A 22,331-nucleotide genomic window follows, 5' to 3' on the forward strand; every position below is an offset into this window, starting at 1 on the left:
GACGAAAAAACTGGAGACGTATTAGCAGGAGCTACAACAAGCTTAGCCGATGCTAATGGAAACATTTTAGCTACAAAAACAACTAATGCAGAAGGTGTTGTAGAATACATTGTAGAATGTGAAACAGATACAGAGTTACAAGTAACTATGGAAGGTTACGAAAGTAACAAAGTAAGTGTAGATGGTACTAACGAAGAAGAAGTAGCAGTAAGCGTAGCATTAACACCAATAGAAGAGATTGTGACGCCTGTAGAAGTGATATTAAACCCAATTTACTTTGAGTTTGACAAATCAAACATTACTGCAAAAGCAGCGTTTGAATTAGACAATTTAGTACAAGTGATGAATAAATACCCAGATATGGTTATAGAAGCGACGTCTCATACAGACTTTAGAGGTTCTGATAGCTACAACCAAGGTTTATCAGAAAGACGTGCGCAAACTACAAGACAGTACATTATCTCTAAAGGTATTGATGCTAGCAGAATATCTGCATCTGGTAAAGGTGAAACTGAGCCTGCTGTAGATTGTAACCCTTGTAGTAAAGACCAACACCAACTTAACAGAAGAAGTCAGTTCTTAATTGTGAAGCAGTAATCTAAATTTTATGCTGAGATAATCAGTTTAAGTAATACTAAAAAAGCGGTAATTTGAACCAATCAAATTACCGCTTTTTTGCGTTAAGGATGGTAGTGACATCCTTTTTTTTCTTCAATATAAGGCAAAAAAAGATATAACGAACAGCCTGTTAAAACGCCCAAATCTTTACAATAAAAAAAGCCTCACTAATTAATTAGCAAGGCTTTGGGTTATCGTAATTTAAAACCTTTTGCTGCCCACCATGGATGAATTTCGACCTGAAGTCTACCTGCTTTAACCATAGGGTCTGAATTAGCTAAACTGTCTGCTAACTGTTGGTTAGGTACATTGTAAATTGTGATGCCTCTAATATCTCCATCATCACCAAATGGGCCAGATATGTCTGCAAAACCCATTTCGTACATTTTTCCTAAATGAGCTAAATGCTGATCTTGGAGTTGTTTAGCTTCTTCTTCGTTTTGACTTCTTATAGGTCCTGCTTTTAAAAAAGCTATGTAATATTCTTGCATTAAAAAGGTGTCTTTAGTTTTTTCTTCTACATAATAGAAAGTTTTAAATCCTTTTGCTTTTAATAAAGAATCTTGCTCTTTAATAGATAGTTTATTGGACTCTTTTACTACCTGCTTGTCTTGTATATCTACATTCTTATTTTCTGTTTTACATGCTAAAACTGATAAAGAAGCTAAAATTAAAAGTCGTTTCATTATTTCCATGTTTTAAAAGGTTGATTACTTAACTGAGAGTTATAATATTTAATATCTCCTGTTACTTCTTCTCCTAACCAATTAGGTTTTTCAAATATTTCGTTTTCATTATTAAGCTCTACTTCTGCTAAAACTAAACCCTTATTGTCTCCAAAAAATTCATCAATTTCAAAAATATGATTTCCAAGTTTTACTTCGTAACGCATCTTATCAATAATTCCTTTTTTACATAGCTTAAAAAGCTGTTCTGCATCTTCTTTTTTAATTTCTTTTTCCCACTCAAACCTTGATAATCCATCATTTGAAGAAGCTCCTTTTATTGTTAAAAAACCCTTATTTCCTTTAAGCCTAACTCTAACGGTTCTTTCTTTATCTGTACTTAAAAACCCTTGTTTGATATGTGTTTTATTAAAAGCTTGGTGTTTAAATACCTGAGATTTAACTAAAAATTTTCTTTCTATTTCTATTGTAGATGACATATTATTTATTGATTGGTATATATAATGCGGACAGTGCTATAAAACATATTGCAGCCCAATAAGTAGATAATATAATTATTTCTGAAAAAGAAAACTTAATAACAAACATATTATAAGCTAAAACGGCATCAGAAATTAAAAATAAAATAGCTCCTACGGCAATTAGTCTATAAACTTTATTTTTGTTTAAAAAATATAAATTTAATGCTTGCCAAGCCATAATAACAATACAAATTATATACAAAATAACTGGTATTAATAATTGCCCTAAATTATCTTTTAATACAAAAAACATTGCTATTGCAAAGAGTATTAAAAACACTAATGGTTTAAAATTATATAAAAATCCATTTACAGTTGTAAAGGCATAAGTAAACAATATATGACCTAATAAAAATGAAGCTAAACCGTATATAAATAAATGCTCAAACATTAATAAAACATCGCCTATTAAACAGAAACACAAACCAAGAATTATTATTAAAGCGTATTTACTTAATTTAACTTTAATGAAAATTACAGGTAAAAGTAAAATCAAAACCGTTGTCAAAGGTTTTAAAATATAAAACCAATTAATAAACTTAAAAAATGAGGTGAAAATAGCGGTTAATGCAACAATAAAAGTTATTAAAAGGTAGGTGGATTTTTTCATAATTATACATTGTAATTTATAAATTTACATCATGTCAAGTGATTTACCAATAAGAAAAATTATTCATGTAGATATGGATGCATTTTACGCATCTGTAGCACAAATGGATAATCCAGATCTAAAAGGTAAACCAATTGCTGTTGGTGGTGGCGGCACACGCGGTGTTATAAGCGCTGCCAGTTATGAAGCTAGAAAATTTGGTGTTAAAAGTGCTATGTCTGGCCAATTAGCAAAAAAGCTATGTCCTGAACTAATTTTTGTAAAGTCAGATTTTGGACGTTATAAAGAAATCTCTAATAAAATTAGAGCTATTTTTTTTGATTATACCGACTTAGTTGAACCTTTATCTCTAGATGAAGCCTACTTAGATGTAACACAAAACAAAAAAGGAAATCCTAGCGCATCTTTAATTGCTGAAGAAATTAGAAATCGAATTTACAATGAGGTTGGCTTAACAGCATCTGCAGGAATTAGTATTAATAAATTTGTTGCTAAAGTTGCTAGCGATTACAACAAACCTAACGGACAAAAAACAGTTAATCCTGAAGAGGTTTTAGGTTTTTTAGAAGCTTTAGATATAAGGAAGTTTTATGGTATCGGTAAAGTTACTGCCGAAAAAATGTACCAAAAAGGCATCTTTACTGGTAAAGATTTAAAGTCAAAAACTATTGAATACCTAGAGCAACATTTTGGTAAATCTGGCGCCTATTATTATCATATTGTAAGAGGTGTACATAACAGTCAAGTTAAACCAAATAGAATTAGAAAAAGCCTTGCTGCAGAGCGTACATTTAGTAAAAATTTATCTTCTGAAATATTTATGCTGGAAAAATTAGAGCATATTGCCGAAGAAGTATCTAAAAGGTTAGGAAAAAACAGTGTTGCAGGAAAAACAGTAACATTAAAAATTAAATACAGCGATTTTACTTTGCAAACTAGAAGTAAGACTCTAGCCTATTTTTTTGCAGATAAGTCTGTAATTTTAGAAACTGCTAAAGATTTATTATATCAAGAAAAATTAAATAATTCTGTACGATTATTGGGTATTTCTTTATCAAACTTAAATACAGAACAAAACACTAAAAAGACAGAAGAAAAGAAAAGCGTTAGCGTACAATTAAAATTTAAATTTTAATAAAAAACCAGCTTCTTAGTAAGAAACTGGTTTTTAATATTTATACTATTGTTAGCTGCTCTTTAATAGCAACTACAAAAAGCGTGATTTGATAGGGTAATGCCCTAAAACTTAAAAATTACAACTTTCTATTTCTGTTACTCTTAATGTATTTACCATTCCTTTATCTTGTATTGGCATGGCAGCAAGACTTATTAACATGTCTCCTTCTTCTAAAAAGCCTTTTTTACAAGCTATTGCATTAACATCTTCAATAGTCTCATCTGTACTTACATATTTATCATAATAAAATGCAGTTACGCCCCAAAGTAAACTTAATTGAGTTAAGATACGACGGTTAGATGTAAATACTAAGATATGTGCGCTTGGTCGCCAAGCTGAAATTTGAAACGCTGTGTAACCACTATTAGTTAATGTTGAAATTGCTTTTGCATCGATCTCATTAGCCATATTTGCAGCATGATAACATATAGATTTTGTTATGTATCGTTTAGTACGGATATGTGGTGGCGATTGTGGTACTTTAATTAAGTCTGAATCTTCAACACTTTTAATAATGTTAGACATTTGACGAATTACCTGAATAGGATATTGTCCTACACTAGTTTCTCCTGATAACATTACTGCATCTGCACCATCCATTACCGAGTTACCTACGTCATTTACTTCTGCACGAGTTGGCGTTAAACTATTAATCATAGTTTCCATCATTTGTGTGGCTATGATTACTGGTATTCTAGCTTTTTTAGCACGTAATACTAATTGCTTTTGTACTAATGGTACTTCTTCTGCAGGAATTTCTACACCTAAATCTCCACGCGCTACCATTAAACCATCACAGTAAGCAACAATTTTATCTATGTTTGCTACACCTTCTGGTTTTTCTATTTTAGCAATAATTGGTATTTTATGGTCACTATTTTTCTTAATCAACTCTTCTAGCTCCATTAAATCTTCTGCATGTCTAACAAAAGAAAGTGCTATCCAATCTACACCAAGCTTACATGCAAAAATTGCGTCTTCTACGTCTTTTTCTGTTAAAGCTGGTTGAGATATATTAGTATTAGGTAAGTTAACTCCTTTTTTAGATTTTAATGGTCCGCCTTGTATTACTTTAGCAATAACTTCTTTTTTCTTGTCTGTAGAAACAACTTCAAAAATTAATTTTCCATCATCTAATAGAATACGTTCTCCTGGTTTTGTATCTTGAGGAAAATTATCATAAGTCATGTAGACACGTTCTTTTGTACCTTCAAATCTTTCTCCTGTTGCAAAAATAATTTCGTCACCTGGATTTACAATAACTTCTTCTTTCATTACACCAACGCGTAATTTTGGTCCTTGTAAATCTGCTAAAATAGAAGCATTGTAACCATACTCTTCATTTAGTTCTCTAATCATTTTAACTCGCTCTTCTACATCTTTATAATCTGCATGAGAGAAGTTAATTCTAAATACGTTAGCGCCTTCGTCTAACATTCCTTTTAATACCTCTTTACTACTTGTTGCTGGTCCTAAAGTTGCAACTATTTTGGTTTTTTTTCTTTTTGGCATTAGTCGAATATTAAGTTGTTTTTAGTTTTTAAAGTATCTACATCTATACTATAAGCTGTAACTACTTGTGGTATTTTTAACAGTTTATTTAGTATCTGTTTTTCTTTGTTAATAGTAATGTCTGTTTCTATCTTAAGCAGATAATTAACCTTTTTATATTCTGGAAGCAAGTAATGTGTGGTCGAACCAAAATTTTCGTTTCCAAAAAGTGAGTTAAGTGACTGGTTTTGTTCTTGTTTTACTTTACAAATATTAGAGACTAGATGATAAGTTACATGTTGCTGTTTTTCATCAAAATCAAATAGTGCAAATCTTGAATTGTCTTTTGTAAAACAAACGTCATCTTTATTTCTTTTTAGTTGTAAATCTAAAACTTGATTAATTAAATAGGCTAATCTAAAATCTTCTATGGTACAATGTATACCTATCAGGCTAAACTGTTCTTCTTCAAAAAAATCGTCTAACAATAATTTTTTTACAGCCATTTTATTTACTTAACTAAATGTAAATATAATGTTTAAACGCTTATTTTAAGCATGTTTTACGTATTCTTAACATGAAAAAATACGAAAACGTTGTAGTGTTGTGTTCCTTTTTTAAGATGAAATATTTACAAAATAGCAGCTTTTGTTATCTGTTTTTGAAATGCAAAAAAGGCTCTTTTGGATGCTTTTTCTTCTGCCTTTTTTTTGGAAGTTGCTCTAGCTTTTGATACAATTTTATGATCAATAGATAATTTTACAGCAAAATGTTTTACACTACTATTGCCTGTGTCTTCATAAACATTATAATCAAAATGTTTTTTTTCTTTTTGACACCATTCTATCAACAAACTTTTATAGCTAATTACCTTACCTTCAAGCTTTTCTATATCTACATAAGGTTCGATAATTCTATCTTCTATAAATTTTTCGCAAGCTTTATAACCTTTATCTAAATAAATGGCTCCTACTAATGCTTCAAAAAGATTACCATGAATGTTATCTCCAAATTGTCCTTTAGGTATTTTACTTTCAACAAGTTTAATTAAACCTAAGTCTTTCCCTAACTCATTTAAATGTTCTCTACTTACAACTTTAGATCGCATTTTTGTTAGATAGCCTTCATCGCCACTAGGCACTTCTGTATACAAGTAGTGTGCTATTACAGCACTTAGCATAGCATCTCCTAAAAACTCTAAACGCTCATAGTTTACTATGTGCCCTTTACTATCTCTAATGTTCATAGAGCGATGCGTAAAGGCTGTTTTATAGTATTTAAGATTTTTAGGTTTAAAGTTTACAATCTTAGATATTGACATAAAAAATTCCCCTTTGTCCTTAGACTGGGAATTAAATATGTTTTTAATACGTTTCATGTAAATCTATGAACTAATCTATTTTCTTAAACAATACGCAAGCGTTATGTCCTCCAAAGCCAAAAGTATTGCTCATAGCTACTTTAATATCTCTTTTTTGAGGTTTGTTTAATGTTAAGTTTAGTTCTGGATCAATATTTTCGTCTACAGTTGTATGGTTAATTGTAGGAGGAACAGTACCGTTTTCCATAGCCAAAATAGATGCAATCGCTTCTATAGCTCCTGCTGCACCTAACAAATGACCAGTCATAGATTTTGTTGAGTTGATATTAATGTTTTTAGCATGATCACCAAAAACTGCTTTAATAGCTTTTAATTCAGCAACATCACCTAATGGTGTAGATGTTCCGTGTGTATTAATATGATCTACTTCTTCAGGTTTTAAACCTGCATTTTCTAGACAGTTTTTCATAACAGCTATTACTCCTATTCCATCTGGATGTGGTGCTGTCATGTGATATGCATCAGAAGATAATCCTCCACCAACAACTTCGGCGTAAATTTTTGCACCTCTAGCTTTAGCGTGTTCATATTCTTCTAATATTAATGCACCAGCTCCTTCACCTAAAACAAATCCATCTCGTGTAGCATCAAACGGTCTTGATGCTGTTTCTGGACTTTCGTTTCTTGTAGACAAAGCATGCATAGAATTAAATCCGCCCATTCCTGCTATAGTCACTGCTGCTTCACTACCACCAGTAACGATAACATCACAGTGTCCTAAACGTATATAGTTTAAGGCATCAATTAATGCATTTGCTGAAGATGCACATGCAGATACAGTTGTGTAGTTAGGACCCATAAATCCATTTTTAATAGATATGTTTCCTGGTGCGATATCTGCAATCATTTTTGGGATAAAGAAAGGATTAAATCTTGGTGTACCGTCTCCTGCTGCGTAGTTTAAAACTTCGTTCTGAAACGTTTCTAGTCCACCAATTCCTGCTCCCCAAACAACGCCAACTCTAAGTTTGTTGACCTTGTCTAAATCAAGGTTTGAGTCCGCAATAGCCTCGTCTGACGCGACCATTGCGTACTGTGTAAACCTATCCATTTTTCGGGCTTCTTTTCTATCAAGAAAATCTGTTGCCACGAAGTTTTTTAACTCGCAAGCAAAGTTAGTTTTGAATTTTTCGGTATCAAAATATGTTATAGGCGCTGCACCACTTTTTCCATTAACAAGCCCATTCCAGTACTCGTCTTTAGTGTTTCCTATTGGTGTTAGCGCACCTAAACCTGTAACTACTACTCGCTTAAGTTCCATAAATATTGTGCTTATTTTGCAGCTTCAATATAAGATACAGCTTGACCTACTGTTGCAATATTTTCTGCTTGGTCATCTGGAATTTGAATATCAAATTCTTTTTCGAATTCCATAATTAATTCTACAGTGTCTAAAGAATCTGCTCCTAAATCGTTTGTGAAGCTTGCTTCGTTTACTACTTCGTTCTCATCAACACCTAATTTGTCTACGATAATCGCTTTTACTCTTGATGCAATGTCTGACATAATTTTAATTTTTTAGTTTTAATTAAGTGGCAAAAATAAAAAACTTTAATTTAAAACACACTTTTAGTTGAAAAATGTGCTACTAAATTAAATAATTAAATCGGTTTTGCCCGTAATTGTTAATAATTATTACTTTTTTTGTTTGAAGAATTTAACACTGAAACTATATAAATGAAACGTGTAGTAATTTTTGCGTCCGGTAGCGGAAGTAATGCTGAAAATTTAATAAAGTTTTTTCACAATAGTGACAATGCTTCTGTTGTTCAGGTATTGACTAACAATCCTCATGCCAAAGTCTTAGATAGATGTAAAAGATTAAAAGTTAGCGCTTTATCATTTAACAGAATTGCTTTTACACAAACAGAAGATGTACTTAATATTTTAAAATCTTCTAATCCAGATTTAATTGTATTAGCTGGTTTTTTATGGAAGTTTCCAGAAAATATCTTAAAAAATTTCCCAAATAAAGTGATAAATATTCATCCTGCGTTATTACCAAAATTTGGTGGTAAAGGTATGTATGGTATGAATGTGCACAAAGCTGTAGTTGAAAATAAAGAAACAGAAACTGGTATTACAATACATTATGTAAACGAAAATTACGATGAAGGCGCTATCATATTTCAAGCAAAATGTAAGGTTGAATCTTCAGACAGCGCTGAAGATGTTGCAACAAAAATTCATAAATTAGAAATGGAACATTTTCCTAAAGTGGTTGATGATCTTTTGAAAAATTAATTGTCATTCAGAGCAAAGCGATGAATCTTTATTAATTTTGTATATAAAGATTCTTAAGTCGTTTCTCCTTATGAATGACAAAATTTGATAAAATAGTGTCAAAAAAAAAGAAAAAATATTATACCGTTTGGAAAGGTCATAAAACTGGAGTTTTTGAAAAGTGGGACGATTGTAAGGCTCAAATTAAAGATTTTGAAGGCGCGCAATACAAATCTTTCACAACATTTGATGCTGCAAAAAAAGCTTTAAAAGGAAACTATTATGACTACGTTGGAAAAAATAAAACGTTTAAAAGCGATCTTACAGAAGAACAGCTAAAAAAAATAGGTCAACCTAATTACAATTCTATTTCGGTTGATGCTGCATCTTCTGGTAATCCAGGTAAAATGGAATATCGTGGAGTAGACACCAAAACCAAAAAACAATTATTTATTCAAGGTCCTTTTGAAGAAGGCACAAACAATATTGGTGAATTTTTAGCTATTGTCCACGGATTAGCATTTTTAAAACAACATAATAGTAACCGTATTATTTATACCGACTCTAAAACCGCAATAAGTTGGGTTAAAAAGAAAAACTGCAACAGTAAATTAAAACGCAACGATAAAAACAAACCTGTTTTTGATTTGGTAGATCGCGCTGTAAAATGGCTAAAAGAAAATACATATACTACTACTATTGTTAAGTGGGAAACTAAAGCTTGGGGCGAAATTCCTGCAGATTTTGGTAGAAAATAAGTTAAATCTTCTTTCATTTAAATACTCAGTAAAAATCGTATATTTGCGCCTTAATTTAAATCGCCCTTATGAGCAAATTAGTAATAGTAGGTACTGTAGCTTTTGATGCTATTGAAACACCTTTTGGAAAAACAGACAAAATACTTGGCGGAGCAGCAACTTACATAGGTTTATCTGCTTCAAATTTTCAGTTAGATGCAGCTGCAGTTTCTGTAGTTGGTGGAGATTTTCCTCAAGAATATCTAGACCTTTTAAAAGATAGAAATATTAATATTGAAGGAATAGAAATAGTTAAAGAAGGTAAAACCTTTTTCTGGAGCGGTATATACCATAACGACATGAACTCTCGTGATACTTTAGCAACAGAGCTGAACGTATTAGCAGATTTTAATCCTATCGTACCAGACAATTACAAAGATTCTGATGTTGTAATGCTAGGTAACTTACATCCTATCGTACAAATTGGTGTTTTAAACCAAATGACTAAAAAACCAAAACTAGTAGTTTTAGATACTATGAATTTTTGGATGGATACAGCTTTAGACCAATTACATGAAGTTATTAAACGTGTAGACGTCATTACAATTAATGATGAAGAAGCAAGACAATTAACCGGAGAATACAGCTTGGTTGTTGCAGCAAGAAAAATACATGAAATGGGTCCAAAATACGTAGTGATTAAAAAAGGAGAACATGGTGCGTTACTATTTCATGATGACAATGTATTTTATGCACCAGCATTACCTTTAGAAGAAGTTTTTGACCCAACAGGAGCAGGAGATACTTTTGCTGGCGGATTTGCAGGTTATTTAGCAAGTACAGGCGATGTATCTTTCGAGAATATGAAAAACGCAGTCATTTACGGTTCTACTTTAGCCTCATTTTGTGTAGAAAAATTTGGAACCGAGCGTATGCTTACACTAACACAAGACGAAGTAAACAAACGACTGCAACAGTTTAAAAACTTAACACAATTTGAAATCGAATTATAAAACCTATGCGCTCTAATTTTTTTGAGCGCATTTTTTATTAACTTGTTTTAAATTAAGGACATAAAAATTTATCATTCTTAAAAAACAACACACAACACAACTAAGATGAGTGATGCTTTAAAACACGAATGCGGAATAGCGCATATTAGATTATTAAAACCATTAGAATACTATAAAGAAAAATACGGTAGTGCCTTTTATGGTGTTAATAAAATGTATTTAATGATGGAAAAACAGCACAATCGCGGTCAAGATGGTGCTGGATTTGCGAGTATAAAATTAGATACAAATCCTGGAGAGCGATACATAAGTCGTGTAAGATCAATACAACAACAACCTATTCAAGATATTTTTGGTCAAATTAATAGTCGTATTAATCAAGTACTAACAGAACATCCAGAATATCAAGATGATGTTGCTCTACAAAAAAAACACGTCCCTTACATTGGCGAAGTACTTTTAGGACATGTACGTTACGGTACATTTGGTAAAAACAGTGTAGAAAGTGTACATCCATTTTTAAGACAAAATAATTGGATGCACCGTAACCTGATTCTTGCAGGAAACTTTAACATGACCAATGTTAAAGAGTTATTTCAAAACCTAGTAGATTTAGGACAACATCCAAAAGAATATACAGACACCATTACTATAATGGAAAAAATAGGTCATTTTTTAGATGATGCAGTAAGCAAAGTCTATAAAGACCTAAAAAAAGAAGGATACAGCAAACATGAGTGTTCACCATTAATTGCAGAACGTTTAAAAGTACACAAAATATTAAAACGCGCTGCTAAAAATTGGGATGGAGGATATGCTATGGCTGGACTTTTAGGTCATGGAGATTCTTTTGTATTACGTGATCCTGCTGGTATTAGACCAGCTTTTTATTATAAGGATGACGAAGTTGTTGTTGTAGCATCAGAGCGACCTGTAATACAAACCGTTTTTAACGTAGAATTTGATGATGTAAAAGAACTAGAGCCAGGTCACGCTATAATTACAAAAACTTCTGGAGATGTATCTATAAAACAAATTTTACAACCTTTAGAGCGTAAATCTTGTAGTTTTGAACGCATCTATTTTTCTAGAGGAAGTGATGCCGAAATCTACCAAGAACGTAAAACATTAGGTAAATTATTGATGCCTCAGGTACTAAAAGCAATAGATAACGACACAAAAAACACTGTTTTTTCTTACATACCTAATACAGCAGAAACATCTTTTTACGGATTAATTGATACTGTAGAAGAACATCTAAACGAAAGAAAAACACAAGACATTTTAAAAGGTAATGGTAATTTATCTAAAGAGCAAGTTATATCTATCTTAGAAGAAACACCTCGTATAGAAAAAATAGCCATTAAAGACGTTAAACTAAGAACGTTTATTACCGAAGACAGTAGTCGTGACGATTTAGTGGCACACGTTTACGATGTAACTTACGGCGTTATAAAACCAACCGATAACTTAGTAATCATTGACGATAGTATTGTACGTGGTACAACTTTAAAGAAAAGTATTATTAAAATGATGGATAGATTACATCCTAAAAAAATAATTGTTGTTTCTTCTGCACCACAAATACGCTATCCTGATTGCTATGGTATAGACATGGCTAACTTAGAATCTTTAGTTGCTTTTAATGCTGCTTTAGAGCTATTAAAAGAAAATAACAATTATAATTTAGTTGAAGAGGTTTACAAAAAATGTAAAGCACAAGTAGATCTTGCAGATAAAGACGTACAAAATTTTGTAAAAGAAATTTATGATCAATTTACTCCAGAACAAATTTCTGCTAAAATATCAGAGTTATTAACAGACAGTTCTGTTAATGCTGATGTAGAAATTATTTTTCAATCTGTAGACAATTTACACCAAGCTTGTCCTGAACATTTAGGCGACTGGTATTTTACAGGTAATTACCCAACAGCTGGAGGTAATCGTGTGGTTAACAGAGCTTTTATTAATTTTTATGAAGGCAACAAAGAAAGAGCTTATTAACTAATTTGAAGGGTTTTCTTACCTAAAAGTCAGTTAAGCGATTTTTTTTACGTTTTGACTATTAATTACAATTATTGAAATTAATCTTCGTTATATTTGAGCTTACCATAACATAAGTAGGTTAAGTTCATGGTAGATTTGGGGCAAAAAAGCTGGACTCTCGTCCGGCTTTTTTATTGAAACAAACAAATGATTATCAATGTTTTAAAAAATAAAAAGGCAGACTAATTAGTCTGCCTTTTTATTTATATTTCTATAGATAACTACTTAGCTTCAGCGTATCTTCTTTCTACTTCATTCCAGTTAATTACATTAAAAAACGCTTCAATATAATCTGGACGTCTATTTTGATAGTTTAAATAATAAGCGTGCTCCCAAACATCTAATCCTAAGATTGGAGTACCTTCACAAGAAACACCTGGCATTAAAGGATTATCTTGGTTTGGTGTAGAACAAACTTCTACTTTACCACCTTTGTGCACACAAAGCCAAGCCCAACCAGATCCAAACTGTGTTGCTGCTGCTTTACTAAATGCATCTTTAAAATCTTCAAAAGAACCAAATTCTGCTTCGATAGCATCTTTTAATTCTCCAGACAAACGTCCTTTTCCTTCAGGATTCATTACCGTCCAAAATAAAGAGTGATTATAAAATCCACCTCCATTATTTCTAACAGCACTATTAGACATATCTAGATTAGTTAAAATGTCTTCAATAGATTTTCCTTCTAAGTCAGTACCTTCAATAGCACCATTTAATTTTGTTGTGTATCCGTTGTGATGTTTACTATGGTGTATTTCCATAGTTCTTGCATCTATATGTGGTTCTAATGCATCATATGCATAACCTAATTCTGGTAATTCAAAAGCCATAATATATTTTTTTGTGGTTATTAATTTTTGTTTGTATCAAACTTAAAAATAATTTAGCTTTTTTCTCCAATAATGCTAATAATTTATAACTATTTTAAGATTGATTGTCCTTATCTTGTAACAAATTAGTTTTTTGATGAATAATATTGCTCCTTTTAAAGTATTTAACGCTTCTGCTGGAAGCGGAAAAACCTTTAACCTTGTAAAATCTTACTTAAAATTACTTTTTGAAACCGAAAATATTTTTGGGTTTAGAAACATTTTAGCAATGACATTTACCAACAAAGCTGTTGGTGAAATGAAAGAGCGTATTCTTAAAAAATTAAAAGATTTTTCTGAAGAAACCGTTTTAGATGGTAATGACGCTATGTTTAATGCTCTTTGTTTAGAACTAAATTTACAACCAGAATACGTTAACAAAAAAGCAAAAACATTATTAAGTACCATAATGCATAATTATGCTGCTTTTGATATTAGTACGATAGATGGTTTTAATCATAGATTAATCAGAACATTTGCTTATGATTTAAAATTACCCATCAATTTTGAAGTCGAGTTAGATACCGAAGCCCTATTAAATGAAGCTGTAGATAGCCTTATAGCAAAAGCAGGAACCGATAAAAAACTTACTAAAATTTTAATTGATTTTGCTATTGAAAAAGCTGACGACGATAAAAGCTGGGACATCTCCAACGACTTAAATAAAATTGCAAAAAAACTTACCAACGAAAACGACATACCACATTTAAAAGAAGCTTTAAAGGACAAAACTTTGGACGATTTTGAAAGCTTAAAATCTAGCTTAAAATCTAAAATTTCAAAAATAGAAAAAGAGTCAAAAAGGATAGCTCAAGAGGCTTTTGCTTTAATTGAGGAAAATAATATTCCTAAAAATCATTTTTCCTACACCGATTTACCTAATCATTTTCAAAAACTATTAACTCTCAACATAAAAGATTTAAAATTTGAAGGAAGGTTAGCTAATAATCTAGAGGAAGAAAAATATTTTGGTTCCAAAGCTACATCAGAAACAAAAAATTCAATACTATCAATTATCGAGTCTCTTAAATATCTTTTTTTTAAGTCCCAAAAAGTAACTGAAGAATATTTATTTTTCAAAGCCATATATAAAAACGTTACGCCGCTTTCTGTATTAAATGCTATTAATACCGAACTTCAACTTATAAAAGACAATGAGAATAAACTATTAATTTCAGAATTTAATACACTAATTTCAAATCAATTAAAAGACCAACCAACACCTTTTATTTACGAGCGTATTGGCGAAAAATTTAGACACTATTTTATTGATGAATTTCAGGATACTTCCGAAATGCAATGGAATAATTTAATCCCATTAATAGAAAACTCGCTTACCGCAGAAAATTTAAAAGGCGAAAAAGGAAGTACTATGATTGTTGGTGATGCTAAACAAGCCATTTACCGTTGGCGCGGCGGAAAGGCTGAACAATTTATTGACTTAACCGAAGATAAAAACCCTTTTCCTGTAAACAAAAAGATAATTGAGCTTGAAGAAAATTACCGTAGTCACAAAAATATTGTCAACTTTAATAATTCGTTTTTTAAATACATTTCAAACACAAGTTTTAGAAATGAGCATTATGCTAATTTGTATAAAAAAGCTAATCAAAATCCTACTATAAAAGAAGAAGGTTATGTAAGCTTTCAATTTTTAGATTTAAAGGAAAGCGAAGACGACAAAGAAACCCTTTACGCTAAAGAAACATACAATACCTTAAAAAAATGCTTAGATAATGGTTATGAATTAAAAGATATCTGTGTTTTAGTACGCAAGAAAAAAGAAGGAATTGCTGTAGCAAATTATTTAAGTGAAAACAATATTAAAATAATGTCTTCTGAAACAATGCTGATCGATAATTCCGAATCCGTACAGCTAATCAATAACATCTTAAGATTATTAGTCAATCCAAATAATTTTGAAGTTAGAATTAATGTACTTCATTATTTAGCAAGTACTTTCAACGTTGAAGATAAACACACATTTTTTAATCAAAATCTAAAATTAAATATTGATACTTTTTTTGGAAGTTTTAAACAATTTGGCATCGATTTTAATACTACAGAAATTGCACAACTTTCGCTATACGATAGTGTAGAAGATATTGCAAGACAATTTAATTTACTACAAACTTCAGATGCATTTGTACAGTTTTATTTAGACTTAGTTTTAGAGTTTTCTCAAAAACATATAACTGGTATTTCTGGGTTTTTAGAATACTACGACAATAAAAAAGACAGTTTAAGTATTGTGTCTCCTAACAACCAAAATGCGGTACAAATAATGACCATACATAAATCAAAAGGATTAGAGTTTCCTGTGGTTATTTTTCCTTTTGCCGATTTAGATATTTATCGAGAGATAGACCCTCAAGAATGGTTTCCTATAGATAAAACCCTTTTTAACGGTTTTTCAAAAACACTTATAAACTTTAACAGTGATGTCGAAAATTTTGGAGAAATTGGTCAAGACATTTACACCAAACATAAAGCAGAACAAGAACTAGACAATATAAATTTACTTTATGTTGCCTTAACAAGACCTGTAGAGCAATTACATGTTATTAGTAAAATAGATAATAATTTAAATGAATTAAATAGCTACTCTAAACTATACCAATCTTATTTACAAACAGAAGAATTATGGAGTGACAATCAAACCTTTTACGAATTTGGTAATTCACAAAGAGAAATTATTCCAGTAGAAAAATCTTTAGAAACTTCATCTAACAAAAACATTATAAGTGTTAACAAAAAGGAACACAACATTAAAATAATTACTAAGTCTGGATATTTATGGGACACTAATCAACAGGATGCTATAGAAAAAGGAAACATTATACACGATATAATGTCAAAAATCTATACAAAAGACGATGTCGATTTTGCAATAAATTTAGCTTTAGACAATGGATTTATCAATGATAACCAAGTAGAAGGCATCACAAAAAACATAAATGATATTGTAAGTCAAAAAGACCTTAAAGAGTTTTTTACAGATCAATATACAATTTACAACGAGCGTGATATTTTAACCAGCACAGGACAAATGATTAGACCTGACCGTTTAGTTATAAGGGACAATCAAGCTACAATTATTGATTACAAAACAGGATTACCAAATCCAAAACACGAACAGCAATTAGAAATCTATGCTACGCATTTAAAAGAAATGGGATATCAAATTTCAAATAAAATTTTAGTTTTTATCAACGAGAACATTCAAACTAAAAATTACAATTAAGGCGTTACCCTTTTTCGTATAGACTACAAAGGGTCGTGCTATCCACTATATCTTTTTTGTTTTTAAAACAAAAAAGGATGTCGTTTCTATCACTAACGCAAAAACATTGCTAAATTTGTAAAAAAACAACCCTTAAATTATGTACACTAAAATTAAAGATCATTTAAATAAAGAATTACAAGACATAAAAGACAGTGGACTTTTTAAAGAAGAGCGTATAATAACTTCTGCTCAAGGTGCAGAGATTACATTAAATACAGGAGAAAAGGTTTTAAACTTTTGTGCAAATAATTACCTAGGTTTATCATCTCACCCAGAAGTTATCCAAGCGGCAAAAGACACAATGGATACTCATGGTTTTGGAATGTCTTCTGTTAGATTTATTTGTGGTACACAAGACATACACAAAACCTTAGAACAAAAAATAGCAAACTTTTATGGCACAGAAGACACCATACTATATGCGGCAGCATTTGATGCAAACGGAGGTGTTTTTGAGCCATTATTAGGTCCAGAAGACGCAATTATATCAGACTCATTAAATCATGCATCAATTATAGATGGTGTTAGATTATGTAAAGCAGCAAGATATAGATACCAAAATAATAACATGGAAGATTTAGAAAAACAACTTATAGCAGCTAACGAAGCTGGAAGTCGTTTTAAAATTATTGTTACAGATGGTGTCTTTTCTATGGATGGTTTAGTAGCTCCATTAGATAAAATTTGTGACTTAGCAGATAAATATGATGCTTTAGTTATGATAGATGAGTGTCATGCTACTGGCTTTATTGGCGAAACCGGTCGTGGTACTTTAGAAGAAAAAGGCGTAATGGACAGAATAGATATCATTACAGGAACCTTAGGAAAAGCATTAGGCGGAGCAATGGGTGGATACACCACAGGAAAAAAAGAAATCATAGAAATGCTACGTCAAAGATCAAGACCATATTTGTTTTCTAACTCTCTAGCACCAGCAATTGTAGGAGCATCAATAAAAGTCTTTGATATGCTAGCTAATGACCACTCTTTAAGAGATCAACTAGAAGAAAACACAAAGTATTTCAAAAAAGAAATGAAGGCAGCAGGATTTGATATAGTAGATGGTGATTCTGCAATAGTTCCGGTTATGCTATATGATGCTAAGCTATCTCAAATAATGGCAAATAGATTGTTAGAAGAAGGTATATATGTAATAGGGTTTTTCTATCCTGTTGTTCCAAAAGAAAAAGCAAGAATAAGAGTTCAGCTTTCAGCTGCGCATACAAAAGAGCATTTAGACAAAGCTATTAACGCCTTTAAAAAGGTTGGCAAAACTTTAGAAATCATTTAATAAACAACTGTTTAAACCTTAATAAAAACCTTAAATAATCAATATTTTTATATATTTGTCTTTGTTAATAATATTTAACAGCTTATTTTTGCTTCTAATTAACACTTAAAAATTAAATTTTTGAATATGAAAAATCTTAGCAGATTAATGTTCACAATGTTACTTGTAACTACTATGGGTAATGTTATGGCACAAGACCAAAACAATCCTTGGGCTATCAACTTCGGTGTTAACGCAGTTGATGTGTTTCCTGTAGGTGAAGACGCTCCACAAGGAGGTTATTTTGACGAATTTTTTAATGTTGGTGACCACTGGAGTATTTTACCATCATTATCAACAATCTCTGTATCTAAATATGTAGGAGATAACTTCTCTGTTCAAGTTGGAGGTTCTGTAAACCAAATTAAAAAGTGGGGATCAGATGCTACTTCTCCTAGTTTAGAAGTAGACGATTTAGCATACTATGCTGTAGATGGTAACGTAAGATATCACTTTGCTAATTTAATTAATTCAAAGAAAATTGACCCAGCAATTGGTATTGGTGGTGGTTACACTTGGATTGAAGAAGGTCCATACAACACTTTCTCTACAGCTGCTGGTACTAACAATACAGTAGGTGCTGGTACAGTTAATGCTTCTTTAGGCTTAACTTACTGGTTCTCAGAAAACATCGGTTTATTTGTAGAGTCTAAATACAAGCACTCATTTGAAGACTATTTAACTAAGCACTTCCAACACTCTGCTGGTGTTGCTGTAAGATTTGGTGGAACTGATACTGATGGTGACGGTGTATACGACAAAGATGATGCTTGTCCAGAAGTATTTGGCTTAGAAGCATTCAATGGTTGTCCAGATGCTGATGGTGACGGAATCGAAGATTCTAAAGACGCGTGTCCTAACGAAGCTGGTTTAGCTGAGTTTAATGGATGTCCTGATACTGACGGTGATGGTATTGCTGACAATAAAGATAACTGTCCAGAAGTAGCAGGTTTAAAATCTTTAGCTGGTTGTCCAGATGCAGATGGTGACGGTGTAACAGATGCAGATGATAAATGTCCTAATGAAGCTGGTCCTAAAGCTAACAACGGATGTCCTTGGCCTGATACTGACGGTGACGGTGTAACAGATAACGTAGACAAATGTCCTAACGAAGCTGGTACTGTTGCTAACGATGGTTGTCCAGAAATAGTTGAGCCAACTCAAGAAGTTATGGAGCAATTAAACAGCTACGCTAAAACTATCTTATTTGATACTGGTAAGTCTAGTTTCAAAAAACAATCTTACTCTGTGTTACAGTCTATTACTGCTATTTTAAAAGAGTACCCAGAGTCTAACTTTACAATTGAAGGTCATACTGATAGTGTTGGTAGCAAAACTTTAAACCAAAAGTTATCTGATGCTAGAGCTAACGCTGTAATGGCTTACTTAATTGAAAACGGAATTGATTCTGAAAGATTAAGAGCTTTTGGATTTGGTGAAGATTACCCAATCGACACTAACGCAACTGCTGCTGGTAGAAGAAACAACAGACGTGTTGAAGTAAAACTTAAAAAAGACTAAGTTTTAATCAACAAATAATATAATTTATTAGAAAACGCTTCGGATAACCGAAGCGTTTTTTATTTTTATGTTATGATAAGTTTTATAACCAAAGTACTACTTGATTTACAAAAACAAAACGTAAATTTTAGTGATATAACATTTGTCCTTCCTAGTAGGAGAGCAGGTGTTTTTTTGAGGAAAGAATTAAGTAATATTATTAATAAAACATCTTTCTCTCCAACCATAATTAGTATAGAGTCTTTTGTTGAAGAGCTATCTCAACTTAAAGCCTTAACAAATACAGAACTTCTATTTCAGCTTTATAATAGCTATATAGAATTAACACCAAAAGAAGAGCAAGAACCTTTTGATGTCTTTTCAAAATGGGGACAAATCTTACTTCAAGATTTTAATGAAATAGATAGACATCTAATACCTCAAAAAAATATATTTGAGTATTTATCTGCTATAAAAGATTTAGATCATTGGTCTTTAAATCCAAACCCTACAGATGTAGTAAACAACTATATAAAATTTTGGAATAAACTCTATCCGTTTTACAAACACTTTAGTAAAAGCTTAATAAATCAAAAAAAAGGATATCAAGGTTTGATTTATAGAGAAGCAGTAGAAAACCTTGAAACTTATATTCAAAGCTGTTCTAAAAGACATGTTTTTGCTGGTTTTAATGCACTAAACACAGCAGAGGAAACCATTATCCAAGAATTATTACAAAATGATCTAGCTGCTATATATTGGGATATAGATAAAATATTTATGGATAGCTCATATCATGATGCAGGTTTATTTACAAGAAAACATAAAGAAAACTGGAAGTATTTTCAGAAAAACTCGTTTAACTGGAAAGAGAGTAATTATTCAACTTTAAAAAATATAAACATTTTTGGTGTACCTAAAGCAATAGGTCAAGCTAAAACTATAGGAAATATACTAAATAGTTTATCAGAAAAAGACATAAAAAATACAGCTGTTGTTTTAGGTGACGAAAACTTATTATTACCAACGTTAAATTCTATACCAAAACATATTAATGCAATAAATGTAACAATGGGATTTCCTTTAAACTCAATCCCATTAGCAGCATTATTTGAGAAAGTTTTTAGCGTACAAATAAATAATACAAATAACTATTACCATAAAGATGTTATTGACATACTAAAAGATCAATACTTAAGCACTGTTTTTAATAACAATTACACTCAAAAGATAGTTGATATTATAAACACAAATAATATAATATATCTAAGCAAAGAAAAACTGCTATCCTTATCACTTAATAGTGAACAGAATGACATTATTAATATCATTTTTAGTAATTGGAATAATAATCCAACACTAGCTATTCAAAATAGTTTTAAGATAATCCAGCTGATAAAAAATAAACTTATTGAAGACAGAAAATCTAACCAACTTAGTTTAGAGTATTTATATAGATTTAATGTGCTTTTTAATGAGATTGATAGACTAAATAAAAAGTATAACACACTAACAAACATTAGAAGCCTGTATAATATTTACAAAGAACTATTAAGTAGTGAGACTTTAGATTTTCAAGGAGAACCATTACAAGGCTTACAAATAATGGGAATGTTAGAATCTAGGGTTTTAGATTTTGAAACCGTAATAATAACAAACGTTAATGAAGGCGTTTTACCATCAGGAAAAACAAATAACTCTTTTATCCCTTTTGATGTAAAAGTTGAAAAAAACCTACCGACATATAAAGAAAAAGACGCAGTCTATACCTATCATTTTTACCATTTACTACAACGTGCAAAAAATGTATACATACTTTATAATACAGAAATAGACACGCTTTTAGGTGGAGAAAAAAGTAGGTTTATTAGCCAATTAGAGCTAGAAGGTATTCATCAAATTAATCATCAAATTATTTCACCAGAAGTACCAAATTATCAACCTCAACTATTAGAAGTTAAAAAATCCGAAGCATTGGTAAATCAGATAAAAAGGTTAGCAAATAGCGGCTTTTCACCTTCATCTTTAACCAGCTACATTCGTAATCCGATAGATTTTTATAACCAAAAAATACTAGGCGTAAAAGATGTTGAAGAAGCCGAAGAAAATGTTGCTGCAAACACATTAGGGACAGTTGTTCACAATACATTAGAAGCTTTGTATTTACCATTAATGGGAAGAATATTAACAGTAGATGATATTAAAAATCTTATCCCAAAAATTGAAAAATACATCACTAAATTTTTTAAAGACGAATACAAAGAAGGCGATATAACCAAAGGAAAAAACCTAATTGTTTTTGAAATTGCTAAACGATACGTTTTAAACTTTTTAAACTTTGAAATTGATGCTATAAAATCTGGTAACGAGATAAAAATCATAGCTTTAGAAGAAAAAATTGAAGGCATAAAAATCAACATAGAAGGTTTAAATTTTGACATAGACTTAAAAGGAACAGTTGATAGAATTGACACCTGCAATGGTATGACAAGAATCATAGACTATAAGACGGGAAAAGTAGAGCAAACCAACGTAACAGTTGTAAATTGGGAAGATTTGCCAACAGACTACAAAAAATACAGCAAGTCATTTCAAGTATTGATGTATGCATATATGCTGTCTAAAAAAACAGCTCTTAAATTTCCTGTGGAAGCTGGAATTATTTCATTTAAAAATTTAAGTGAAGGGTTTATAAAATTTGCAAAAAAAGAAAAACCAGGTAACAGTAAAAAGGACACCAATATTACCGAAGACACTTTATCTGATTTTGAAGTCGAGCTAAAAAAATTAATCACAGAAATCTGCAATCCAAACATACCGTTTACCGAAAAAGAAGTCTAAAA

The 22,331-nt window shown here is 31.1% G+C and carries 19 protein-coding genes; 10 read left to right on the forward strand and 9 right to left on the reverse strand.

Annotated elements, in window-relative coordinates; genetic code table 11:
- The coding region (locus tag FHS04_RS02765) for an OmpA family protein (RefSeq protein WP_183408360.1) at positions 1–597 on the forward strand (597 nt) is incomplete at its 5' end.
- 212 nt (positions 598–809) lie between these two features.
- Here FHS04_RS02765 and FHS04_RS02770 read toward each other — a convergent pair.
- The 3 genes from FHS04_RS02770 to FHS04_RS02780 are packed head-to-tail and all read right to left on the reverse strand — an operon-like array spanning position 810 to position 2,435.
- Positions 810–1,304 (reverse strand): YciI family protein, encoded by a 495-nt coding sequence (locus FHS04_RS02770; protein ID WP_106680971.1) that lies wholly within the window; start codon positions 1,302–1,304, stop codon positions 810–812.
- Positions 1,304–1,783: a CYTH domain-containing protein gene (locus FHS04_RS02775; protein ID WP_106680942.1), complete on the reverse strand. Its 480-nt coding sequence runs from the start codon at positions 1,781–1,783 to the stop codon at positions 1,304–1,306. The genes FHS04_RS02770 and FHS04_RS02775 overlap by 1 nt, the downstream gene beginning before the upstream one ends.
- Before the next feature lies 1 nt (position 1,784).
- Positions 1,785–2,435 (reverse strand): lysoplasmalogenase, encoded by a 651-nt coding sequence (locus FHS04_RS02780; protein WP_106680940.1) that lies wholly within the window; start codon positions 2,433–2,435, stop codon positions 1,785–1,787.
- A 31-nt stretch (positions 2,436–2,466) separates the two neighbouring features.
- Between FHS04_RS02780 and dinB the strand changes: the two genes are divergently transcribed.
- The gene (dinB, locus tag FHS04_RS02785; protein ID WP_106680938.1) at positions 2,467–3,570 is read left to right on the forward strand and encodes a DNA polymerase IV; all 1,104 of its coding nucleotides are present in this window, start codon (positions 2,467–2,469) and stop codon (positions 3,568–3,570) included.
- A gap of 111 nt (positions 3,571–3,681) precedes the next feature.
- Here dinB and pyk read toward each other — a convergent pair whose 3' ends face one another.
- From pyk to FHS04_RS02810, 5 genes are all read right to left on the reverse strand, one after another.
- On the reverse strand, positions 3,682–5,124 hold the full coding sequence (gene pyk / locus FHS04_RS02790; protein WP_106680936.1) for a pyruvate kinase: 1,443 nt from the start codon (positions 5,122–5,124) through the stop codon (positions 3,682–3,684).
- Positions 5,124–5,609 (reverse strand): IPExxxVDY family protein, encoded by a 486-nt coding sequence (locus FHS04_RS02795; RefSeq protein WP_106680934.1) that lies wholly within the window; start codon positions 5,607–5,609, stop codon positions 5,124–5,126. The genes pyk and FHS04_RS02795 overlap by 1 nt, the downstream gene beginning before the upstream one ends.
- Positions 5,610–5,734: 125 nt before the next feature.
- Positions 5,735–6,481, reverse strand: coding sequence for a ribonuclease III (rnc, locus tag FHS04_RS02800; protein WP_106680933.1), 747 nt, complete (start codon positions 6,479–6,481; stop codon positions 5,735–5,737).
- 13 nt (positions 6,482–6,494) lie between these two features.
- Positions 6,495–7,745, reverse strand: a complete 1,251-nt coding sequence (fabF, locus tag FHS04_RS02805) for a beta-ketoacyl-ACP synthase II (RefSeq protein WP_106680931.1) — start codon at positions 7,743–7,745, stop codon at positions 6,495–6,497.
- A gap of 11 nt (positions 7,746–7,756) precedes the next feature.
- Positions 7,757–7,990, reverse strand: coding sequence for an acyl carrier protein (locus FHS04_RS02810; protein ID WP_027879414.1), 234 nt, complete (start codon positions 7,988–7,990; stop codon positions 7,757–7,759).
- 171 nt (positions 7,991–8,161) lie between these two features.
- Between FHS04_RS02810 and purN the strand changes: the two genes are divergently transcribed.
- The 4 genes from purN (at position 8,162) to FHS04_RS02830 (ending at position 12,461) form a co-directional block, all read left to right on the forward strand.
- Entirely contained in the window at positions 8,162–8,728 is a 567-nt protein-coding gene (gene purN, locus FHS04_RS02815) for a phosphoribosylglycinamide formyltransferase (RefSeq protein ID WP_106680929.1), read from the forward strand.
- 95 nt (positions 8,729–8,823) lie between these two features.
- The gene (locus FHS04_RS02820; RefSeq protein ID WP_106680967.1) at positions 8,824–9,465 is read left to right on the forward strand and encodes a ribonuclease H1 domain-containing protein; all 642 of its coding nucleotides are present in this window, start codon (positions 8,824–8,826) and stop codon (positions 9,463–9,465) included.
- Positions 9,466–9,533: 68 nt separating this feature from the next.
- Positions 9,534–10,457: a PfkB family carbohydrate kinase gene (locus FHS04_RS02825; protein WP_106680927.1), complete on the forward strand. Its 924-nt coding sequence runs from the start codon at positions 9,534–9,536 to the stop codon at positions 10,455–10,457.
- A 105-nt stretch (positions 10,458–10,562) separates the two neighbouring features.
- Positions 10,563–12,461, forward strand: coding sequence for an amidophosphoribosyltransferase (locus tag FHS04_RS02830; protein WP_106680925.1), 1,899 nt, complete (start codon positions 10,563–10,565; stop codon positions 12,459–12,461).
- A 263-nt stretch (positions 12,462–12,724) separates the two neighbouring features.
- Here the strand turns inward: FHS04_RS02830 and FHS04_RS02835 are convergent, their stop codons facing one another.
- Entirely contained in the window at positions 12,725–13,333 is a 609-nt protein-coding gene (locus tag FHS04_RS02835) for a superoxide dismutase (RefSeq protein ID WP_027879409.1), read from the reverse strand.
- A gap of 136 nt (positions 13,334–13,469) precedes the next feature.
- On the opposite strand from FHS04_RS02835, the gene FHS04_RS02840 reads away from it, so the two are divergent.
- The 4 genes from FHS04_RS02840 to FHS04_RS02855 all read left to right on the forward strand — a co-directional run bounded on the left by FHS04_RS02840 (position 13,470) and on the right by FHS04_RS02855 (position 22,329).
- On the forward strand, positions 13,470–16,616 hold the full coding sequence (locus FHS04_RS02840; RefSeq protein ID WP_106680923.1) for a UvrD-helicase domain-containing protein: 3,147 nt from the start codon (positions 13,470–13,472) through the stop codon (positions 16,614–16,616).
- A gap of 139 nt (positions 16,617–16,755) precedes the next feature.
- Positions 16,756–17,949, forward strand: coding sequence for a glycine C-acetyltransferase (kbl, locus tag FHS04_RS02845; protein ID WP_106680921.1), 1,194 nt, complete (start codon positions 16,756–16,758; stop codon positions 17,947–17,949).
- 126 nt (positions 17,950–18,075) lie between these two features.
- Positions 18,076–19,509 carry an OmpA family protein gene (locus FHS04_RS02850; RefSeq protein WP_106680919.1) on the forward strand — a complete coding sequence of 478 codons (1,434 nt, stop codon included), beginning with the start codon at positions 18,076–18,078 and terminating at the stop codon, positions 19,507–19,509.
- A gap of 72 nt (positions 19,510–19,581) precedes the next feature.
- Positions 19,582–22,329, forward strand: coding sequence for a PD-(D/E)XK nuclease family protein (locus FHS04_RS02855; RefSeq protein ID WP_106680917.1), 2,748 nt, complete (start codon positions 19,582–19,584; stop codon positions 22,327–22,329).
- Positions 22,330–22,331: the final 2 nt, after the last annotated feature.

The organism is Mesoflavibacter zeaxanthinifaciens subsp. sabulilitoris (assembly GCF_014191595.1).
Taxonomy (GTDB): Bacteria; Bacteroidota; Bacteroidia; order Flavobacteriales; family Flavobacteriaceae; genus Mesoflavibacter; species Mesoflavibacter zeaxanthinifaciens.

What these genes read in the sequence shown, in the direction of transcription:
- FHS04_RS02770 (WP_106680971.1), bottom strand. Translation starts at nt 1,304, where the DNA reads ATGAAACGACTTTTAATTTTAGCTTCTTTATCAGTTTTAGCATGTAAA.
- FHS04_RS02775 (WP_106680942.1), bottom strand. Translation starts at nt 1,783, where the DNA reads ATGTCATCTACAATAGAAATAGAAAGAAAATTTTTAGTTAAATCTCAG.
- FHS04_RS02780 (WP_106680940.1), bottom strand. Translation starts at nt 2,435, where the DNA reads ATGAAAAAATCCACCTACCTTTTAATAACTTTTATTGTTGCATTAACC.
- dinB (WP_106680938.1), top strand. Translation starts at nt 2,467, where the DNA reads ATGTCAAGTGATTTACCAATAAGAAAAATTATTCATGTAGATATGGAT.
- pyk (WP_106680936.1), bottom strand. Translation starts at nt 5,124, where the DNA reads ATGCCAAAAAGAAAAAAAACCAAAATAGTTGCAACTTTAGGACCAGCA.
- FHS04_RS02795 (WP_106680934.1), bottom strand. Translation starts at nt 5,609, where the DNA reads ATGGCTGTAAAAAAATTATTGTTAGACGATTTTTTTGAAGAAGAACAG.
- rnc (WP_106680933.1), bottom strand. Translation starts at nt 6,481, where the DNA reads ATGAAACGTATTAAAAACATATTTAATTCCCAGTCTAAGGACAAAGGG.
- fabF (WP_106680931.1), bottom strand. Translation starts at nt 7,745, where the DNA reads ATGGAACTTAAGCGAGTAGTAGTTACAGGTTTAGGTGCGCTAACACCA.
- FHS04_RS02810 (WP_027879414.1), bottom strand. Translation starts at nt 7,990, where the DNA reads ATGTCAGACATTGCATCAAGAGTAAAAGCGATTATCGTAGACAAATTA.
- purN (WP_106680929.1), top strand. Translation starts at nt 8,162, where the DNA reads ATGAAACGTGTAGTAATTTTTGCGTCCGGTAGCGGAAGTAATGCTGAA.
- FHS04_RS02825 (WP_106680927.1), top strand. Translation starts at nt 9,534, where the DNA reads ATGAGCAAATTAGTAATAGTAGGTACTGTAGCTTTTGATGCTATTGAA.
- FHS04_RS02830 (WP_106680925.1), top strand. Translation starts at nt 10,563, where the DNA reads ATGAGTGATGCTTTAAAACACGAATGCGGAATAGCGCATATTAGATTA.
- FHS04_RS02835 (WP_027879409.1), bottom strand. Translation starts at nt 13,333, where the DNA reads ATGGCTTTTGAATTACCAGAATTAGGTTATGCATATGATGCATTAGAA.
- FHS04_RS02840 (WP_106680923.1), top strand. Translation starts at nt 13,470, where the DNA reads ATGAATAATATTGCTCCTTTTAAAGTATTTAACGCTTCTGCTGGAAGC.
- kbl (WP_106680921.1), top strand. Translation starts at nt 16,756, where the DNA reads ATGTACACTAAAATTAAAGATCATTTAAATAAAGAATTACAAGACATA.
- FHS04_RS02850 (WP_106680919.1), top strand. Translation starts at nt 18,076, where the DNA reads ATGAAAAATCTTAGCAGATTAATGTTCACAATGTTACTTGTAACTACT.
- FHS04_RS02855 (WP_106680917.1), top strand. Translation starts at nt 19,582, where the DNA reads ATGATAAGTTTTATAACCAAAGTACTACTTGATTTACAAAAACAAAAC.